A 14,246-nucleotide genomic window follows, 5' to 3' on the forward strand; every position below is an offset into this window, starting at 1 on the left:
GCCACGCAACGCGCGTCGGTTTTCTTGTGGAGCTAGCCTATTATCTTAAATAGACGAAAAGGAGAAAAAGATGGCAAACAAAAAAATCCGTATCCGTTTGAAAGCTTACGAACACCGTACGCTTGACACAGCGGCTGCAAAAATCGTAGAATCAGCTACTCGTACAGGTGCACAAGTTGCGGGGCCAATCCCACTTCCAACTGAGCGTAGCCTCTACACAATTATTCGTGCGACTCACAAATACAAAGACTCTCGCGAACAATTTGAAATGCGTACACACAAACGTTTGATCGATATCGTTAACCCAACTCAAAAAACAGTTGATGCGTTGATGAAATTGGATCTTCCAAGTGGTGTAAACGTAGAAATCAAACTTTAATCCAAAGTTTGAAACCTTGAGCATGAAAAACGCTCGTTAAAAACTTTTTGAATAAAAAAATATAGAAAAGGAACTATTTTCTCATGACAAAAGGAATCTTAGGGAAAAAAGTGGGAATGACTCAAATCTTCACTGAAGCTGGCGAATTGATCCCTGTAACAGTTATTGAAGCAACTCCAAACGTTGTTCTTCAAGTTAAAACTGTTGAAACAGACGGATACAACGCTATCCAAGTTGGTTTCGATGACAAACGCGAAGTATTGAGCAACAAACCTGCTAAAGGACATGTAGCGAAAGCTAACACGGCTCCTAAGCGCTTCATTCGTGAATTCAAAAACGTTGAAGGCTTGGAAGTTGGTGCTGAAATCACAGTTGAAACATTCGCAGCTGGAGACGTTGTTGACGTAACTGGTACTTCTAAAGGTAAAGGTTTCCAAGGTGTTATCAAACGCCACGGACAATCACGTGGACCAATGGCTCACGGTTCCCGTTACCACCGTCGTCCAGGTTCTATGGGACCTGTTGCACCTAACCGCGTATTCAAAGGTAAAAACCTTGCAGGACGTATGGGTGGCGACCGCGTAACAATTCAAAACCTTGAAGTTGTACAAGTTGTTCCAGAAAAGAACGTTATCCTTATCAAAGGTAACGTACCAGGTGCTAAGAAATCTCTTATCACTATCAAATCAGCAGTTAAAGCTGGTAAATAATAAAGAAAGGGGAAATCAGTCACAATGGCAAACGTAACATTATTTGACCAAACTGGTAAAGAAGCTGGCCAAGTTGTTCTTAACGATGCAGTATTTGGTATTGAACCAAATGAATCAGTTGTGTTTGATGTGATCATCAGCCAACGCGCAAGCCTTCGTCAAGGAACACACGCTGTTAAAAACCGCTCTGCAGTATCAGGTGGTGGACGCAAACCATGGCGTCAAAAAGGAACTGGACGTGCTCGTCAAGGTTCTATCCGCTCACCACAATGGCGTGGTGGTGGTGTTGTCTTCGGACCAACTCCACGTTCATACGGCTACAAACTTCCACAAAAAGTTCGTCGCCTAGCTCTTAAATCAGTTTACTCTGAAAAAGTTGCTGAAAACAAATTCGTAGCTGTAGACGCTCTTTCATTTACAGCTCCAAAAACTGCTGAATTTGCAAAAGTTCTTGCAGCATTGAGCATCGATTCTAAAGTTCTTGTTATCCTTGAAGAAGGAAATGAATTCGCAGCTCTTTCAGCTCGTAACCTTCCAAACGTGAAAGTTGCAACTGCTACAACTGCAAGTGTTCTTGACATCGCAAATAGCGACAAACTTCTTGTCACACAAGCAGCTATCTCTAAAATCGAGGAGGTTCTTGCATAATGAATTTGTATGATGTTATCAAAAAACCTGTAATCACTGAAAGCTCAATGGCTCAACTTGAAGCAGGGAAATATGTATTTGAAGTTGACACTCGTGCACACAAACTTTTGATCAAGCAAGCTGTTGAAGCTGCTTTCGAAGGTGTTAAAGTTGCCAACGTTAACACAATCAACGTAAAACCTAAAGCTAAACGTGTTGGACGTTACACTGGTTTTACTAACAAAACTAAAAAAGCTATCATCACACTTACAGCTGATTCAAAAGCAATCGAGTTGTTTGCTGCTGAAGCTGAATAATCTAAGGAGGAAATATCGTGGGAATTCGTGTTTATAAACCAACAACAAACGGTCGCCGTAATATGACTTCTTTGGATTTCGCTGAAATCACAACAAGCACTCCTGAAAAATCATTGCTTGTTGCTTTGAAGAACAAGGCTGGTCGTAACAACAACGGTCGTATCACTGTTCGTCACCAAGGTGGTGGACACAAACGTTTCTACCGTTTGGTTGACTTCAAACGTAACAAAGACAACGTTGAAGCTGTTGTTAAAACAATCGAGTACGATCCAAACCGTTCTGCAAACATCGCCCTTGTACACTACACTGACGGTGTGAAAGCATACATCATCGCTCCAAAAGGTCTTGAAGTTGGTCAACGTATCGTTTCAGGTCCAGAAGCAGATATCAAAGTCGGAAACGCACTTCCACTTGCTAACATCCCAGTTGGTACTTTGATCCACAACATCGAGTTGAAACCAGGTCGTGGTGGAGAATTGGTACGTGCAGCTGGAGCTTCTGCTCAAGTATTGGGTCAAGAAGGTAAATATGTTCTTGTTCGTCTTCAATCTGGCGAAGTACGTATGATTCTTGGAACTTGTCGTGCAACAGTTGGTGTTGTCGGAAACGAACAACATGGACTTGTGAACCTTGGTAAAGCAGGACGTAGCCGTTGGAAAGGTATCCGCCCAACAGTTCGTGGTTCTGTAATGAACCCTAACGATCACCCACACGGTGGTGGTGAAGGTAAAGCACCAGTTGGTCGTAAAGCGCCATCTACTCCATGGGGCAAACCTGCTCTTGGTCTTAAAACTCGTAACAAGAAAGCGAAATCTGACAAACTTATCGTTCGTCGTCGCAACGAGAAATAATAGTAAACTAGTCGCCTAAGCAACTAGGAAATCCGCCAGCTCGGTAGCGCTCCATGTGAGCGCAAGCCGCTGTGGTACAACATTTAAAGGAGAAAATATAAAAATGGGACGCAGTCTTAAAAAAGGACCTTTCGTCGATGAGCATTTGATGAAAAAAGTTGAAGCTCAAGCTAACGACGAAAAGAAAAAAGTTATCAAAACTTGGTCACGTCGTTCGACGATCTTCCCAAGTTTCATTGGTTACACTATTGCAGTTTATGACGGACGTAAACACGTACCTGTTTACATCCAAGAGGACATGGTAGGTCACAAACTTGGTGAATTTGCACCAACTCGTACTTACAAAGGTCACGCTGCAGACGACAAGAAAACACGTAGAAAATAAGGAGAACATAAATGGCAGAAATTACTTCAGCTAAAGCAATGGCTCGTACAGTACGTGTTTCACCTCGTAAATCACGTCTTGTTCTTGACAATATCCGTGGTAAAAGCGTAGCCGATGCTATTGCAATCTTGACATTCACCCCAAACAAAGCTGCTGAAATCATCTTGAAAGTTTTGAACTCAGCTGTAGCTAACGCTGAAAACAACTTTGGTTTGGATAAAGCTAACTTGGTAGTATCTGAAGCATTCGCAAACGAAGGACCAACTATGAAACGTTTCCGTCCACGTGCGAAAGGTTCAGCTTCACCAATCAACAAACGTACAGCTCACATCACTGTAGCTGTTGCAGAAAAATAAGGAGGTAAAATCGTGGGTCAAAAAGTACATCCAATTGGTATGCGTGTCGGCATCATCCGTGATTGGGATGCCAAATGGTATGCTGAAAAAGAATACGCGGATTACCTTCATGAAGATCTTGCAATCCGTAAATTCGTTCAAAAAGAACTTGCTGACGCAGCAGTTTCAACTATTGAAATCGAACGCGCAGTGAACAAAGTTAACGTTTCACTTCACACTGCTAAACCAGGTATGGTTATCGGTAAAGGTGGTGCTAACGTTGATGCACTCCGTGCAAAACTTAACAAATTGACTGGAAAACAAGTACACATCAACATCATCGAAATCAAACAACCAGATTTGGATGCTCACCTTGTAGGTGAAGGAATTGCTCGTCAATTAGAGCAACGTGTTGCTTTCCGTCGTGCACAAAAACAAGCAATCCAACGTGCAATGCGTGCTGGAGCTAAAGGAATCAAAACTCAAGTTTCAGGTCGTTTGAACGGTGCAGATATCGCCCGTGCTGAAGGATACTCTGAAGGAACTGTTCCACTTCACACACTTCGTGCAGATATCGATTACGCTTGGGAAGAAGCAGATACTACATACGGTAAACTTGGTGTTAAAGTATGGATCTACCGTGGTGAAGTTCTTCCAGCTCGCAAAAACACTAAAGGAGGTAAATAACCAATGTTAGTACCTAAACGTGTTAAACACCGTCGTGAATTCCGTGGAAAAATGCGCGGTGAAGCAAAAGGTGGAAAAGAAGTAGCATTTGGTGAATACGGTCTTCAAGCTACAACTAGCCACTGGATTACTAACCGCCAAATCGAAGCTGCTCGTATCGCCATGACTCGTTACATGAAACGTGGTGGTAAAGTTTGGATTAAAATCTTCCCACACAAATCATACACTGCTAAAGCTATCGGTGTGCGTATGGGATCTGGTAAAGGGGCACCTGAAGGTTGGGTAGCACCAGTTAAACGTGGTAAAGTGATGTTCGAAATCGCTGGTGTATCTGAAGAGATTGCACGCGAAGCACTTCGTCTTGCTAGCCACAAATTGCCAGTTAAATGTAAATTCGTAAAACGTGAAGCAGAATAAGGAGAAGGCATGAAACTTAATGAAGTAAAAGAATTTGTTAAAGAACTTCGTGGTCTTTCTCAAGAAGAACTCGCGAAGCGCGAAAACGAATTGAAAAAAGAATTGTTTGAACTTCGTTTCCAAGCTGCTACTGGTCAATTGGAACAAACAGCTCGCTTGAAAGAAGTTAAAAAACAAATCGCTCGTATCAAAACAGTTCAATCTGAAGCGAAATAATAGACTAGGGAAGGAGAAATTTCAATGGAACGCAATAATCGTAAAGTTCTTGTTGGACGTGTTGTATCTGACAAAATGGACAAGACAATCACAGTTGTAGTTGAAACAAAACGTAACCACCCAGTCTATGGTAAACGTATTAACTACTCTAAGAAATACAAAGCACATGATGAAAACAATGTTGCCAAAGAAGGCGATATCGTACGTATCATGGAAACTCGTCCGCTTTCAGCTACAAAACGTTTCCGTCTTGTAGAAGTTGTTGAAGAAGCGGTCATCATCTAATCAAGCCTGAAAGGAGAAAACTGAAATGATTCAAACAGAAACTCGTTTGAAAGTCGCAGACAACAGCGGTGCTCGCGAAATCTTGACTATCAAAGTTCTTGGTGGTTCAGGACGTAAATTTGCAAACATCGGTGATGTTATTGTGGCATCTGTAAAACAAGCTACTCCTGGTGGTGCGGTTAAAAAAGGTGACGTTGTAAAAGCTGTTATCGTTCGTACTAAATCAGGTGCTCGTCGTGCTGATGGTTCATACATCAAATTTGACGAAAACGCAGCAGTTATTATCCGTGAAGACAAAACTCCTCGCGGAACACGTATCTTTGGCCCAGTTGCACGTGAATTGCGTGAAGGTGGCTTCATGAAGATCGTGTCACTTGCTCCAGAAGTACTTTAATTTTTAGAAACAAACTAGTCCCCTAGCTTCAAGCTAGGGTGCCCTTATGGGCGTAAGAAAAATCAAGGAGAAACCTAATGTTTGTAAAAAAAGGCGACAAAGTTCGCGTAATCGCTGGTAAAGATAAGGGAACAGAAGCTGTTGTCCTTACTGCCCTTCCAAAAGTAAACAAAGTTATCGTTGAAGGTGTTAACATTGTTAAGAAACACCAACGTCCAACTAACGAACTTCCTCAAGGTGGTATCATCGAGAAAGAAGCAGCTATCCACGTATCAAACGTTCAAGTTTTGGACAAAAATGGTGTAGCTGGCCGTGTTGGTTACAAATTTGTAGACGGTAAAAAAGTTCGCTACAACAAAAAATCAGGCGAAGTGCTTGATTAATCACGAAGGAAAGGAGAAGTATAATGGCAAATCGTTTAAAAGAAAAATATCTTAATGAAGTAGTTCCTGCTTTGACAGAACAATTCAACTACTCATCAGTGATGGCTGTGCCTAAAGTAGATAAGATCGTTTTGAACATGGGTGTTGGTGAAGCTGTATCAAACGCTAAAAGTCTTGAAAAAGCTGCTGAAGAATTGGCACTTATCTCAGGTCAAAAACCACTTATCACTAAAGCTAAAAAATCAATCGCCGGCTTCCGTCTTCGTGAAGGTGTAGCGATCGGTGCCAAAGTTACCCTTCGTGGTGAACGTATGTACGAATTCTTGGATAAATTGGTTTCAGTTTCACTTCCACGTGTACGTGACTTCCACGGTGTTCCAACAAAATCATTTGATGGACGCGGAAACTACACACTTGGTGTGAAAGAACAATTGATTTTCCCAGAAATCAACTTTGATGACGTTGACAAAACTCGTGGTCTTGACATCGTTATCGTAACAACTGCTAACACTGACGAAGAGTCACGTGCATTGCTTACAGGCCTTGGAATGCCTTTTGCAAAATAATATAGGAGGTAAATCTAATGGCTAAAAAATCAATGATTGCTAAGAACAAACGTCCAGCGAAGTTCTCTACTCAAGCTTATACTCGTTGTGAAAAATGTGGTCGTCCACATTCAGTTTACCGCAAATTTAAACTTTGCCGTGTTTGCTTCCGTGAATTAGCTTACAAAGGACAAATTCCTGGTGTAACAAAAGCATCTTGGTAATTTAAGATATCAAGGGCGTCAAAACTCCAAGTGAAAATAGGAAACTTGACGAAGAAACTAAAGTTTCTAGGAAAGTTTATCTTTTTCACACAGAGTTTAGCCCGGGTTCAGTTGGGTTTGCCAATTTGAACACGAGCTACAGCTTTGGCAAAAAGACCAATTTGCATTGGAGCATCGCTCCTGCATCAAATTGCCTATTTTTGCTCTTGCTGTTACGCTCTTTGTATCATGTATTAACTAGCAAGTGCGACTTGCAAACTACTAGTAAGAGGAGAAAAACAAAATGGTTATGACTGACCCAATCGCAGACTTCCTAACTCGTATTCGTAACGCTAACCAAGCGAAACACGAAGTACTTGAAGTACCTGCATCAAACATCAAAAAAGGGATTGCTGAAATCCTTAAACGCGAAGGTTTTGTAAAAAACGTTGAAATCATCGAAGATGACAAACAAGGCATCATCCGTGTATTCCTTAAATACGGACCAAACGGTGAAAAAGTTATCACTAACTTGAAACGTGTTTCTAAACCAGGACTTCGTGTCTACAAAAAACGTGAAGACCTTCCAAAAGTTCTTAACGGACTTGGAATTGCTATCCTTTCAACTTCTGAAGGTTTGCTTACTGATAAAGAAGCACGCCAAAAGAATGTTGGTGGGGAAGTTATCGCTTACGTTTGGTAATATTTAGCTCCCAATTTCTTTGTGACTCTTCGTTATCGTCTCTTGCCTAACCCAAAGTTATACCTGCGAGACGATGCCTAGATTCACTTTGAAATTGAAACCTAAATGTTCCTTTAAATCGAGAAATCGATTTAACCCCCGTGAAAACTGGCCGTTCTGGCCTGACAATTTAACAGGAGAAATTAAACATGTCACGTATTGGTAATAAAGTTATCGTGTTGCCTGCTGGTGTTGAAATCACTAACAATGACAACGTTGTAACTGTAAAAGGACCTAAAGGAGAACTTACTCGTGAGTTCTCAAAAGATATTGAAATCCGTGTGGAAGGTACTGAAGTAACTCTTCACCGTCCAAACGATTCAAAAGAAATGAAAACTATCCACGGAACTACTCGTGCCCTTTTGAACAACATGGTTGTTGGTGTATCAGAAGGATTCAAGAAAGAACTTGAAATGCGCGGGGTTGGTTACCGTGCACAACTTCAAGGATCTAAACTTGTTTTGGCTGTTGGTAAATCTCATCCAGACGAAGTTGAAGCTCCAGAAGGAATTACTTTTGAACTTCCAAACCCAACAACAATCGTTGTTAGCGGAATTTCAAAAGAAGTAGTTGGTCAAACAGCTGCTTACGTACGTAGCCTTCGTTCACCAGAACCATATAAAGGTAAAGGTATCCGTTACGTTGGTGAATTCGTTCGCCGTAAAGAAGGTAAAACAGGTAAATAATGTTGAGTGGTTGATCATCAACCACCAACCTATTTTCCAACTTTGTGCATAGCACACGATTTAAAACTAAAGAGGTGAAAACTGTGATTTCAAAACCAGATAAAAACAAACTCCGCCAAAAACGCCACCGTCGCGTTCGCGGAAAACTCTCTGGAACTGCTGATCGCCCACGTTTGAACGTATTCCGTTCTAATACAGGCATCTACGCTCAAGTGATTGATGACGTAGCGGGTGTAACGCTCGCAAGTGCTTCAACTCTTGACAAAGAAGTTTCAAAAGGAACTAAAACTGAACAAGCCGTTGCTGTCGGTAAACTCGTTGCAGAACGTGCAAACGCTAAAGGTATTTCAGAAGTGGTGTTCGACCGCGGTGGATATCTATATCACGGACGTGTGAAAGCTTTGGCTGATGCAGCTCGTGAAAACGGATTGAAATTCTAATAGGAGGACACTAGAAAATGGCATTTAAAGACAATGCAGTTGAATTAGAAGAACGCGTAGTTGCTGTCAACCGTGTTACAAAAGTTGTTAAAGGTGGACGTCGTCTTCGTTTCGCAGCTCTTGTTGTTGTTGGTGACCACAATGGTCGCGTAGGATTTGGTACTGGTAAAGCTCAAGAAGTTCCAGAAGCAATCCGTAAAGCAGTAGAAGATGCTAAGAAAAACTTGATTGAAGTTCCTATGGTTGGAACAACAATCCCACACGAAGTTCTTTCAGAATTTGGTGGAGCTAAAGTATTGTTGAAACCTGCTGTAGAAGGTTCTGGAGTTGCCGCTGGTGGTGCAGTTCGTGCCGTTGTGGAATTGGCAGGTGTGGCAGATATTACATCTAAATCACTTGGTTCTAACACTCCAATCAACATTGTTCGTGCAACTGTTGAAGGTTTGAAACAATTGAAACGCGCTGAAGAAGTTGCTGCCCTTCGTGGTATTTCAGTTTCTGATTTGGCATAAGAAAGGGGATAAAATGGCTCAAATTAAAATTACTTTGACTAAGTCTCCAATCGGACGCATTCCATCACAACGTAAAACTGTTGTAGCACTTGGACTTGGCAAATTGAACAGCTCTGTTATCAAAGAAGACAACGCTGCTATCCGTGGTATGATCACTGCAGTATCTCACTTGGTAACAGTTGAAGAAGTAAACTAATGAATTTTTAGGGGATGTGGCAATACTCATCCCCTAAAACTAGATATAGTCATCTAAGATGACAACCGTATAGGCGAGTTGATAAGGGAGACAACCTTTTCTCTCTTATCGGCGCTAGCATTTTACAAAAGAGGAGAAAATATAAATGAAACTTCATGAATTGAAACCTGCAGAAGGTTCTCGTAAAGTACGTAACCGTGTTGGTCGTGGTACTTCATCAGGTAACGGTAAAACATCTGGTCGCGGTCAAAAAGGTCAAAAAGCTCGTAGCGGTGGCGGAGTTCGCCTTGGTTTTGAAGGTGGACAAACTCCATTGTTCCGTCGTCTTCCAAAACGTGGATTCACTAACATCAACGCTAAAGAATACGCAATTGTAAATCTTGATCAATTGAACGTTTTTGAAGATGGTACTGAAGTTACTCCAGTTGTTCTTATCGAAGCAGGAATTGTAAAGGCTGAAAAATCAGGCGTTAAAATTCTTGGTAACGGTGAGCTGACTAAGAAATTGACTGTGAAAGCAGCTAAATTCTCTAAAACAGCTGAAGAAGCTATCACTGCTAAAGGTGGTTCAGTAGAAGTCATCTAGAGAGGTGACCTATGTTTTTTAAATTATTAAAAGAGGCCCTCAAGGTTAAGAAAGTACGATCAAAAATTCTCTTTACGATTTTTATCATACTTGTCTTCCGTATCGGGACTAGTATTACTGTACCAGGTGTGAATGCAAAAAGTCTGGAAGCTTTGAGTGGATTATCCTTCTTGAACATGCTTAGTTTAGTTTCAGGGAATGCCATGAAGAACTTCTCGGTTTTTGCACTCGGTGTGAGTCCGTATATCACAGCTTCCATCGTTGTTCAATTGCTGCAAATGGATATTGTTCCAAAGTTTGTAGAGTGGGGCAAGCAGGGGGAAGTAGGACGGAGAAAGATAAACCAAGCGACTCGTTATATTGCGCTTGTACTTGCGTTTGTGCAATCAATCGGAATCACTGCTGGTTTTAATACTCTATCTGGTGCAAAATTATTAACGACAGATCTAACCCCTCAAGTCTTTGTTACGATTGGTATTATCCTGACTGCAGGTACTATGATTGTTACTTGGCTCGGGGAGCAAATCACTGATAAGGGATATGGTAACGGGGTGTCTATGATTATCTTTGCAGGGATTGTGGCTTCAATTCCAGAGATGATTCATGGCATCTACGTGGACTATTTTGTCAATATTCCAAGTGATCGGTTGACGTCATCTATTATATTTGTCGTTATTCTCATTATCGCTGTCTTGTTGATTGTTTACTTTACAACATATGTACAACAGGCAGAATATAAAATTCCGATCCAATATACAAAAGTTGCTCAAGGTGCTCCATCCAGTTCTTACCTTCCTTTGAAGGTCAATCCTGCTGGTGTTATCCCAGTTATCTTTGCAAGTTCCATTACAGCAGCACCTGCGGCTATTCTTCAGTTTGTCAGCGCTACAGGTCATGATTGGGCTTGGGTACGTACAGCACAGGAAATGTTATCTACAACATCTCCAACAGGTGTTGCCATGTATGCACTGCTGATTATTCTCTTTACATTCTTCTATACATTTGTACAGATCAATCCAGAGAAAGCAGCAGAAAACTTGCAGAAGAGCGGAGCCTATATCCATGGTGTCCGTCCAGGTAAAGGAACGGAAGAGTTTATGTCAAAACTTCTTCGTCGCCTTGCAACCGTCGGTTCCCTTTTCCTTGGTGTGATTTCAATCTTGCCGATTGTAGCAAAAGATGTCTTTGGGCTCTCAGAAGCGGTTGCTTTTGGGGGAACTAGTCTTTTGATCATTATTTCGACAGGTATCGAAGGAATCAAACAGCTAGAAGGTTACCTATTGAAACGTAAGTATGTTGGTTTCATGGACAAAACAGAATAAAAGCAAGACTACTTTTGCTTAGAGAGTGGAGTATGAAGGTCTACCTATAAGAGAGACTTTCGTCTCCCCTCTTCTATTTTGTTTTTAAATAGGAGTTGAAACTAGCTTTTTGCTTCTATTTAAATACAAAATAAGGAGATCAGATCATGAATCTTTTGATTATGGGCTTACCTGGAGCAGGTAAGGGAACGCAAGCAGCTAAAATTGTGGAGCAATTCCACGTGGCACACATTTCAACTGGAGATATGTTCCGTGCTGCTATGGCAAATCAAACTGAAATGGGTCTACTTGCAAAGTCATACATTGACAAAGGTGAGTTGGTTCCAGATGAAGTTACAAATGGTATTGTTAAAGAACGCCTGTCACAGGATGATATCAAAGAAACAGGTTTCTTGTTAGATGGTTACCCACGTACGATTGAACAAGCTCATGCCTTGGATAAAACATTGGCTGAACTTGGTATTGAATTGGAAGGTGTGATCAACATTGAAGTGAATCCAGACTGTCTCTTGGAACGTTTGAGTGGCCGTATCATCCACCGCGAAACAGGTGAAACCTTCCACAAAGTTTTCAACCCACCAGTTGACTACAAAGAAGAAGATTACTACCAACGTGAAGATGATAAACCTGAGACAGTGAAACGTCGCTTGGATGTGAATATCGCCCAAGGTGAACCAATCATTGCTCACTACCGTGCCAAAGGTTTGGTTCACGATATTGAAGGAAATCAAGATATCAATGATGTGTTCAAAGACATCGAAAAAGTATTGACAAATTTGAAATAAAGCGTTTTTCACACTTGCAAAAAATCGCTACAAATGTTATACTGAGATAGTCTGACTTATAATTGTTGTCTCTGTGTCTAGAGGCATCAAATCGAAATTTATGGAGGTGCTTTTGCGTGGCAAAAGACGATGTGATTGAAGTTGAAGGCAAAGTAGTTGATACAATGCCTAACGCAATGTTTACGGTTGAACTTGAAAATGGACATCAGATTTTAGCAACAGTTTCTGGTAAAATTCGTAAAAACTATATTCGTATTTTAGCGGGAGATCGTGTTACTGTCGAGATGAGTCCATATGACTTGACACGTGGACGTATCACTTACCGCTTTAAATAATCGAAAAACTTGGAGGGATAAGAAATGAAAGTAAGACCATCGGTCAAACCAATTTGCGAATACTGTAAAGTAATTCGTCGTAATGGTCGTGTTATGGTAATTTGCCCAGCAAATCCAAAACACAAACAACGTCAAGGATAAGATAGAAAGGAGAAAACATGGCTCGTATTGCTGGAGTTGACATTCCAAATGACAAACGCGTAGTAATCTCATTGACTTACGTTTATGGTATCGGACTTGCAACATCTAAGAAAATTTTGGCTGCTGCTGGAATCTCAGAAGATGTTCGTGTACGTGACCTTACATCAGATCAAGAAGATGCTATCCGTCGTGAAGTGGATGCAATCAAAGTTGAAGGTGACCTTCGTCGTGAAGTAAACTTGAACATCAAACGTTTGATGGAAATCGGTTCTTACCGTGGTATTCGTCACCGTCGTGGACTTCCTGTCCGTGGACAAAACACTAAAAACAACGCTCGCACTCGTAAAGGTAAAGCTGTTGCGATTGCTGGTAAGAAAAAATAATATAGGAGGTAAAAGTCTTGGCTAAACCAACACGTAAACGTCGTGTGAAAAAGAATATCGAATCTGGTATTGCTCATATTCACGCTACATTTAATAACACTATTGTTATGATTACTGATGTGCATGGTAATGCAATTGCTTGGTCATCAGCAGGTGCTCTTGGTTTCAAAGGTTCTCGTAAATCTACACCATTCGCTGCTCAAATGGCTTCTGAAGCTGCTGCTAAATCTGCACAAGAACACGGTCTTAAATCAGTTGAAGTTACTGTAAAAGGTCCAGGTTCTGGTCGTGAGTCAGCTATTCGTGCGCTTGCTGCCGCTGGTCTTGAAGTAACAGCAATTCGTGATGTGACTCCAGTGCCACACAATGGTGCTCGTCCTCCAAAACGTCGCCGTGTATAATCATTGCATTACACTGCTTTTCGTTTAAGAGGGAGTAACTAAATGATCGAGTTTGAAAAACCAAATATAACAAAAATTGATGAAAATAAAGATTATGGCAAGTTTGTAATCGAACCACTTGAACGTGGCTACGGTACAACTCTTGGTAACTCTCTTCGTCGTGTACTACTAGCTTCTCTACCAGGAGCAGCAGTGACATCTATCAACATTGAAGGTGTCTTGCATGAGTTTGACACAGTTCCCGGTGTTCGTGAAGACGTGATGCAAATCATTCTGAACATTAAAGGGATTGCAGTGAAATCATACGTTGAAGACGAAAAAATCATTGAACTTGACGTTGAAGGTCCTGCTGAAATTACAGCTGGAGATATTTTGACTGACAGTGATATTGAGATTGTAAATCCAGATCATTATCTCTTTACGATCGGTGAAGGTTCTTCTCTAAAAGCGACGATGACTGTTAACAGTGGTCGTGGATATGTACCTGCTGATGAAAACAAAAAAGATAATGCACCAGTTGGAACACTTGCTGTAGATTCTATTTATACACCAGTTACAAAAGTCAACTATCAAGTTGAACCTGCTCGTGTAGGTAGCAATGATGGATTTGACAAATTAACCCTTGAAATCTTGACTAATGGAACAATTATTCCAGAAGATGCTTTAGGGCTTTCAGCACGTATCTTGACAGAACATCTTGATTTGTTTACAAATCTTACTGAGATTGCTAAGTCAACTGAAGTGATGAAAGAAGCTGATACTGAATCTGACGATCGTATTTTGGATCGGACGATTGAGGAACTGGACTTGTCTGTGCGTTCATACAACTGTTTGAAACGTGCCGGTATCAACACTGTGCATGATTTGACAGAAAAATCTGAAGCAGAGATGATGAAAGTACGAAATCTTGGACGCAAGAGTTTGGAAGAAGTGAAACTCAAACTCATTGACTTGGGTCTTGGATTAAAAGATAAATAAAGGAG

At 41.1% G+C, this 14,246-nt stretch carries 28 protein-coding genes; all 28 read left to right on the plus strand.

The window, feature by feature from the left end; translation table 11 throughout:
• Positions 1 to 70: 70 nt before the first annotated feature.
• The 28 genes from rpsJ (at position 71) to D8854_RS04790 (ending at position 14,241) form a co-directional block, all read left to right on the plus strand.
• Positions 71 to 379: a 30S ribosomal protein S10 gene (rpsJ, locus tag D8854_RS04655; protein WP_001284513.1), complete on the plus strand. Its 309-nt coding sequence runs from the start codon at positions 71 to 73 to the stop codon at positions 377 to 379.
• A gap of 83 nt (positions 380 to 462) precedes the next feature.
• On the plus strand, positions 463 to 1,089 hold the full coding sequence (gene rplC, locus D8854_RS04660; RefSeq protein ID WP_000160197.1) for a 50S ribosomal protein L3: 627 nt from the start codon (positions 463 to 465) through the stop codon (positions 1,087 to 1,089).
• A 24-nt stretch (positions 1,090 to 1,113) separates the two neighbouring features.
• Entirely contained in the window at positions 1,114 to 1,737 is a 624-nt protein-coding gene (gene rplD / locus D8854_RS04665; RefSeq protein WP_000024537.1) for a 50S ribosomal protein L4, read from the plus strand.
• The gene (locus D8854_RS04670) at positions 1,737 to 2,033 is read left to right on the plus strand and encodes a 50S ribosomal protein L23 (protein ID WP_001055347.1); all 297 of its coding nucleotides are present in this window, start codon (positions 1,737 to 1,739) and stop codon (positions 2,031 to 2,033) included. The genes rplD and D8854_RS04670 overlap by 1 nt, the downstream gene beginning before the upstream one ends.
• 17 nt (positions 2,034 to 2,050) lie before the next feature.
• Positions 2,051 to 2,884, plus strand: coding sequence for a 50S ribosomal protein L2 (rplB, locus tag D8854_RS04675; protein WP_000512905.1), 834 nt, complete (start codon positions 2,051 to 2,053; stop codon positions 2,882 to 2,884).
• 103 nt (positions 2,885 to 2,987) lie between these two features.
• Entirely contained in the window at positions 2,988 to 3,269 is a 282-nt protein-coding gene (rpsS, locus tag D8854_RS04680) for a 30S ribosomal protein S19 (RefSeq protein WP_000533766.1), read from the plus strand.
• 11 nt (positions 3,270 to 3,280) lie between these two features.
• The gene (gene rplV / locus D8854_RS04685) at positions 3,281 to 3,625 is read left to right on the plus strand and encodes a 50S ribosomal protein L22 (RefSeq protein ID WP_000818137.1); all 345 of its coding nucleotides are present in this window, start codon (positions 3,281 to 3,283) and stop codon (positions 3,623 to 3,625) included.
• Positions 3,626 to 3,637: 12 nt separating this feature from the next.
• The gene (gene rpsC / locus D8854_RS04690) at positions 3,638 to 4,291 is read left to right on the plus strand and encodes a 30S ribosomal protein S3 (protein WP_000529936.1); all 654 of its coding nucleotides are present in this window, start codon (positions 3,638 to 3,640) and stop codon (positions 4,289 to 4,291) included.
• Between the two features lie 3 nt (positions 4,292 to 4,294).
• Positions 4,295 to 4,708, plus strand: coding sequence for a 50S ribosomal protein L16 (gene rplP, locus D8854_RS04695; protein ID WP_000960946.1), 414 nt, complete (start codon positions 4,295 to 4,297; stop codon positions 4,706 to 4,708).
• A 9-nt stretch (positions 4,709 to 4,717) separates the two neighbouring features.
• Positions 4,718 to 4,924, plus strand: coding sequence for a 50S ribosomal protein L29 (gene rpmC, locus D8854_RS04700; RefSeq protein WP_000772918.1), 207 nt, complete (start codon positions 4,718 to 4,720; stop codon positions 4,922 to 4,924).
• Positions 4,925 to 4,948: 24 nt separating this feature from the next.
• Positions 4,949 to 5,209 (plus strand): 30S ribosomal protein S17, encoded by a 261-nt coding sequence (rpsQ, locus tag D8854_RS04705; RefSeq protein ID WP_000440801.1) that lies wholly within the window; start codon positions 4,949 to 4,951, stop codon positions 5,207 to 5,209.
• Positions 5,210 to 5,234: 25 nt separating this feature from the next.
• Positions 5,235 to 5,603 carry a 50S ribosomal protein L14 gene (rplN, locus tag D8854_RS04710; protein WP_000616545.1) on the plus strand — a complete coding sequence of 123 codons (369 nt, stop codon included), beginning with the start codon at positions 5,235 to 5,237 and terminating at the stop codon, positions 5,601 to 5,603.
• Between the two features lie 77 nt (positions 5,604 to 5,680).
• Positions 5,681 to 5,986: a 50S ribosomal protein L24 gene (rplX, locus tag D8854_RS04715; protein ID WP_000497691.1), complete on the plus strand. Its 306-nt coding sequence runs from the start codon at positions 5,681 to 5,683 to the stop codon at positions 5,984 to 5,986.
• Positions 5,987 to 6,009: 23 nt separating this feature from the next.
• The gene (gene rplE, locus D8854_RS04720; protein WP_000013542.1) at positions 6,010 to 6,552 is read left to right on the plus strand and encodes a 50S ribosomal protein L5; all 543 of its coding nucleotides are present in this window, start codon (positions 6,010 to 6,012) and stop codon (positions 6,550 to 6,552) included.
• 17 nt (positions 6,553 to 6,569) lie between these two features.
• Entirely contained in the window at positions 6,570 to 6,755 is a 186-nt protein-coding gene (locus D8854_RS04725) for a type Z 30S ribosomal protein S14 (protein ID WP_001085697.1), read from the plus strand.
• A 283-nt stretch (positions 6,756 to 7,038) separates the two neighbouring features.
• Entirely contained in the window at positions 7,039 to 7,437 is a 399-nt protein-coding gene (gene rpsH / locus D8854_RS04730; RefSeq protein WP_000245504.1) for a 30S ribosomal protein S8, read from the plus strand.
• Between the two features lie 188 nt (positions 7,438 to 7,625).
• On the plus strand, positions 7,626 to 8,162 hold the full coding sequence (gene rplF, locus D8854_RS04735; RefSeq protein ID WP_000086626.1) for a 50S ribosomal protein L6: 537 nt from the start codon (positions 7,626 to 7,628) through the stop codon (positions 8,160 to 8,162).
• 83 nt (positions 8,163 to 8,245) lie between these two features.
• On the plus strand, positions 8,246 to 8,602 hold the full coding sequence (rplR, locus tag D8854_RS04740; protein WP_000624044.1) for a 50S ribosomal protein L18: 357 nt from the start codon (positions 8,246 to 8,248) through the stop codon (positions 8,600 to 8,602).
• 17 nt (positions 8,603 to 8,619) lie between these two features.
• On the plus strand, positions 8,620 to 9,114 hold the full coding sequence (gene rpsE, locus D8854_RS04745; RefSeq protein WP_000874204.1) for a 30S ribosomal protein S5: 495 nt from the start codon (positions 8,620 to 8,622) through the stop codon (positions 9,112 to 9,114).
• A gap of 13 nt (positions 9,115 to 9,127) precedes the next feature.
• Positions 9,128 to 9,310 (plus strand): 50S ribosomal protein L30, encoded by a 183-nt coding sequence (rpmD, locus tag D8854_RS04750; protein WP_000057241.1) that lies wholly within the window; start codon positions 9,128 to 9,130, stop codon positions 9,308 to 9,310.
• 145 nt (positions 9,311 to 9,455) lie between these two features.
• Positions 9,456 to 9,896 carry a 50S ribosomal protein L15 gene (rplO, locus tag D8854_RS04755; protein ID WP_000766092.1) on the plus strand — a complete coding sequence of 147 codons (441 nt, stop codon included), beginning with the start codon at positions 9,456 to 9,458 and terminating at the stop codon, positions 9,894 to 9,896.
• 11 nt (positions 9,897 to 9,907) lie between these two features.
• Entirely contained in the window at positions 9,908 to 11,218 is a 1,311-nt protein-coding gene (secY, locus tag D8854_RS04760; RefSeq protein WP_038805841.1) for a preprotein translocase subunit SecY, read from the plus strand.
• Positions 11,219 to 11,364: 146 nt separating this feature from the next.
• Positions 11,365 to 12,003 (plus strand): adenylate kinase, encoded by a 639-nt coding sequence (locus D8854_RS04765; RefSeq protein ID WP_038804633.1) that lies wholly within the window; start codon positions 11,365 to 11,367, stop codon positions 12,001 to 12,003.
• Positions 12,004 to 12,119: 116 nt separating this feature from the next.
• Positions 12,120 to 12,338 carry a translation initiation factor IF-1 gene (gene infA, locus D8854_RS04770; RefSeq protein WP_001029883.1) on the plus strand — a complete coding sequence of 73 codons (219 nt, stop codon included), beginning with the start codon at positions 12,120 to 12,122 and terminating at the stop codon, positions 12,336 to 12,338.
• A 24-nt stretch (positions 12,339 to 12,362) separates the two neighbouring features.
• A complete protein-coding gene (gene rpmJ / locus D8854_RS04775; RefSeq protein ID WP_001808836.1) occupies positions 12,363 to 12,479 on the plus strand; it encodes a 50S ribosomal protein L36 in 117 nt (38 codons plus the stop codon).
• 17 nt (positions 12,480 to 12,496) lie between these two features.
• Positions 12,497 to 12,862, plus strand: a complete 366-nt coding sequence (gene rpsM, locus D8854_RS04780; protein ID WP_000090781.1) for a 30S ribosomal protein S13 — start codon at positions 12,497 to 12,499, stop codon at positions 12,860 to 12,862.
• Positions 12,863 to 12,879: 17 nt separating this feature from the next.
• Positions 12,880 to 13,263, plus strand: coding sequence for a 30S ribosomal protein S11 (gene rpsK, locus D8854_RS04785; RefSeq protein WP_001118385.1), 384 nt, complete (start codon positions 12,880 to 12,882; stop codon positions 13,261 to 13,263).
• A 42-nt stretch (positions 13,264 to 13,305) separates the two neighbouring features.
• The gene (locus D8854_RS04790) at positions 13,306 to 14,241 is read left to right on the plus strand and encodes a DNA-directed RNA polymerase subunit alpha (RefSeq protein ID WP_000568993.1); all 936 of its coding nucleotides are present in this window, start codon (positions 13,306 to 13,308) and stop codon (positions 14,239 to 14,241) included.
• The last annotated feature ends 5 nt before the right edge of the window (positions 14,242 to 14,246 follow it).

Origin of the sequence: Streptococcus mitis, from assembly GCF_003943905.1 — a bacterium.
GTDB lineage: Bacteria > Bacillota > Bacilli > Lactobacillales > Streptococcaceae > Streptococcus > Streptococcus mitis_BC.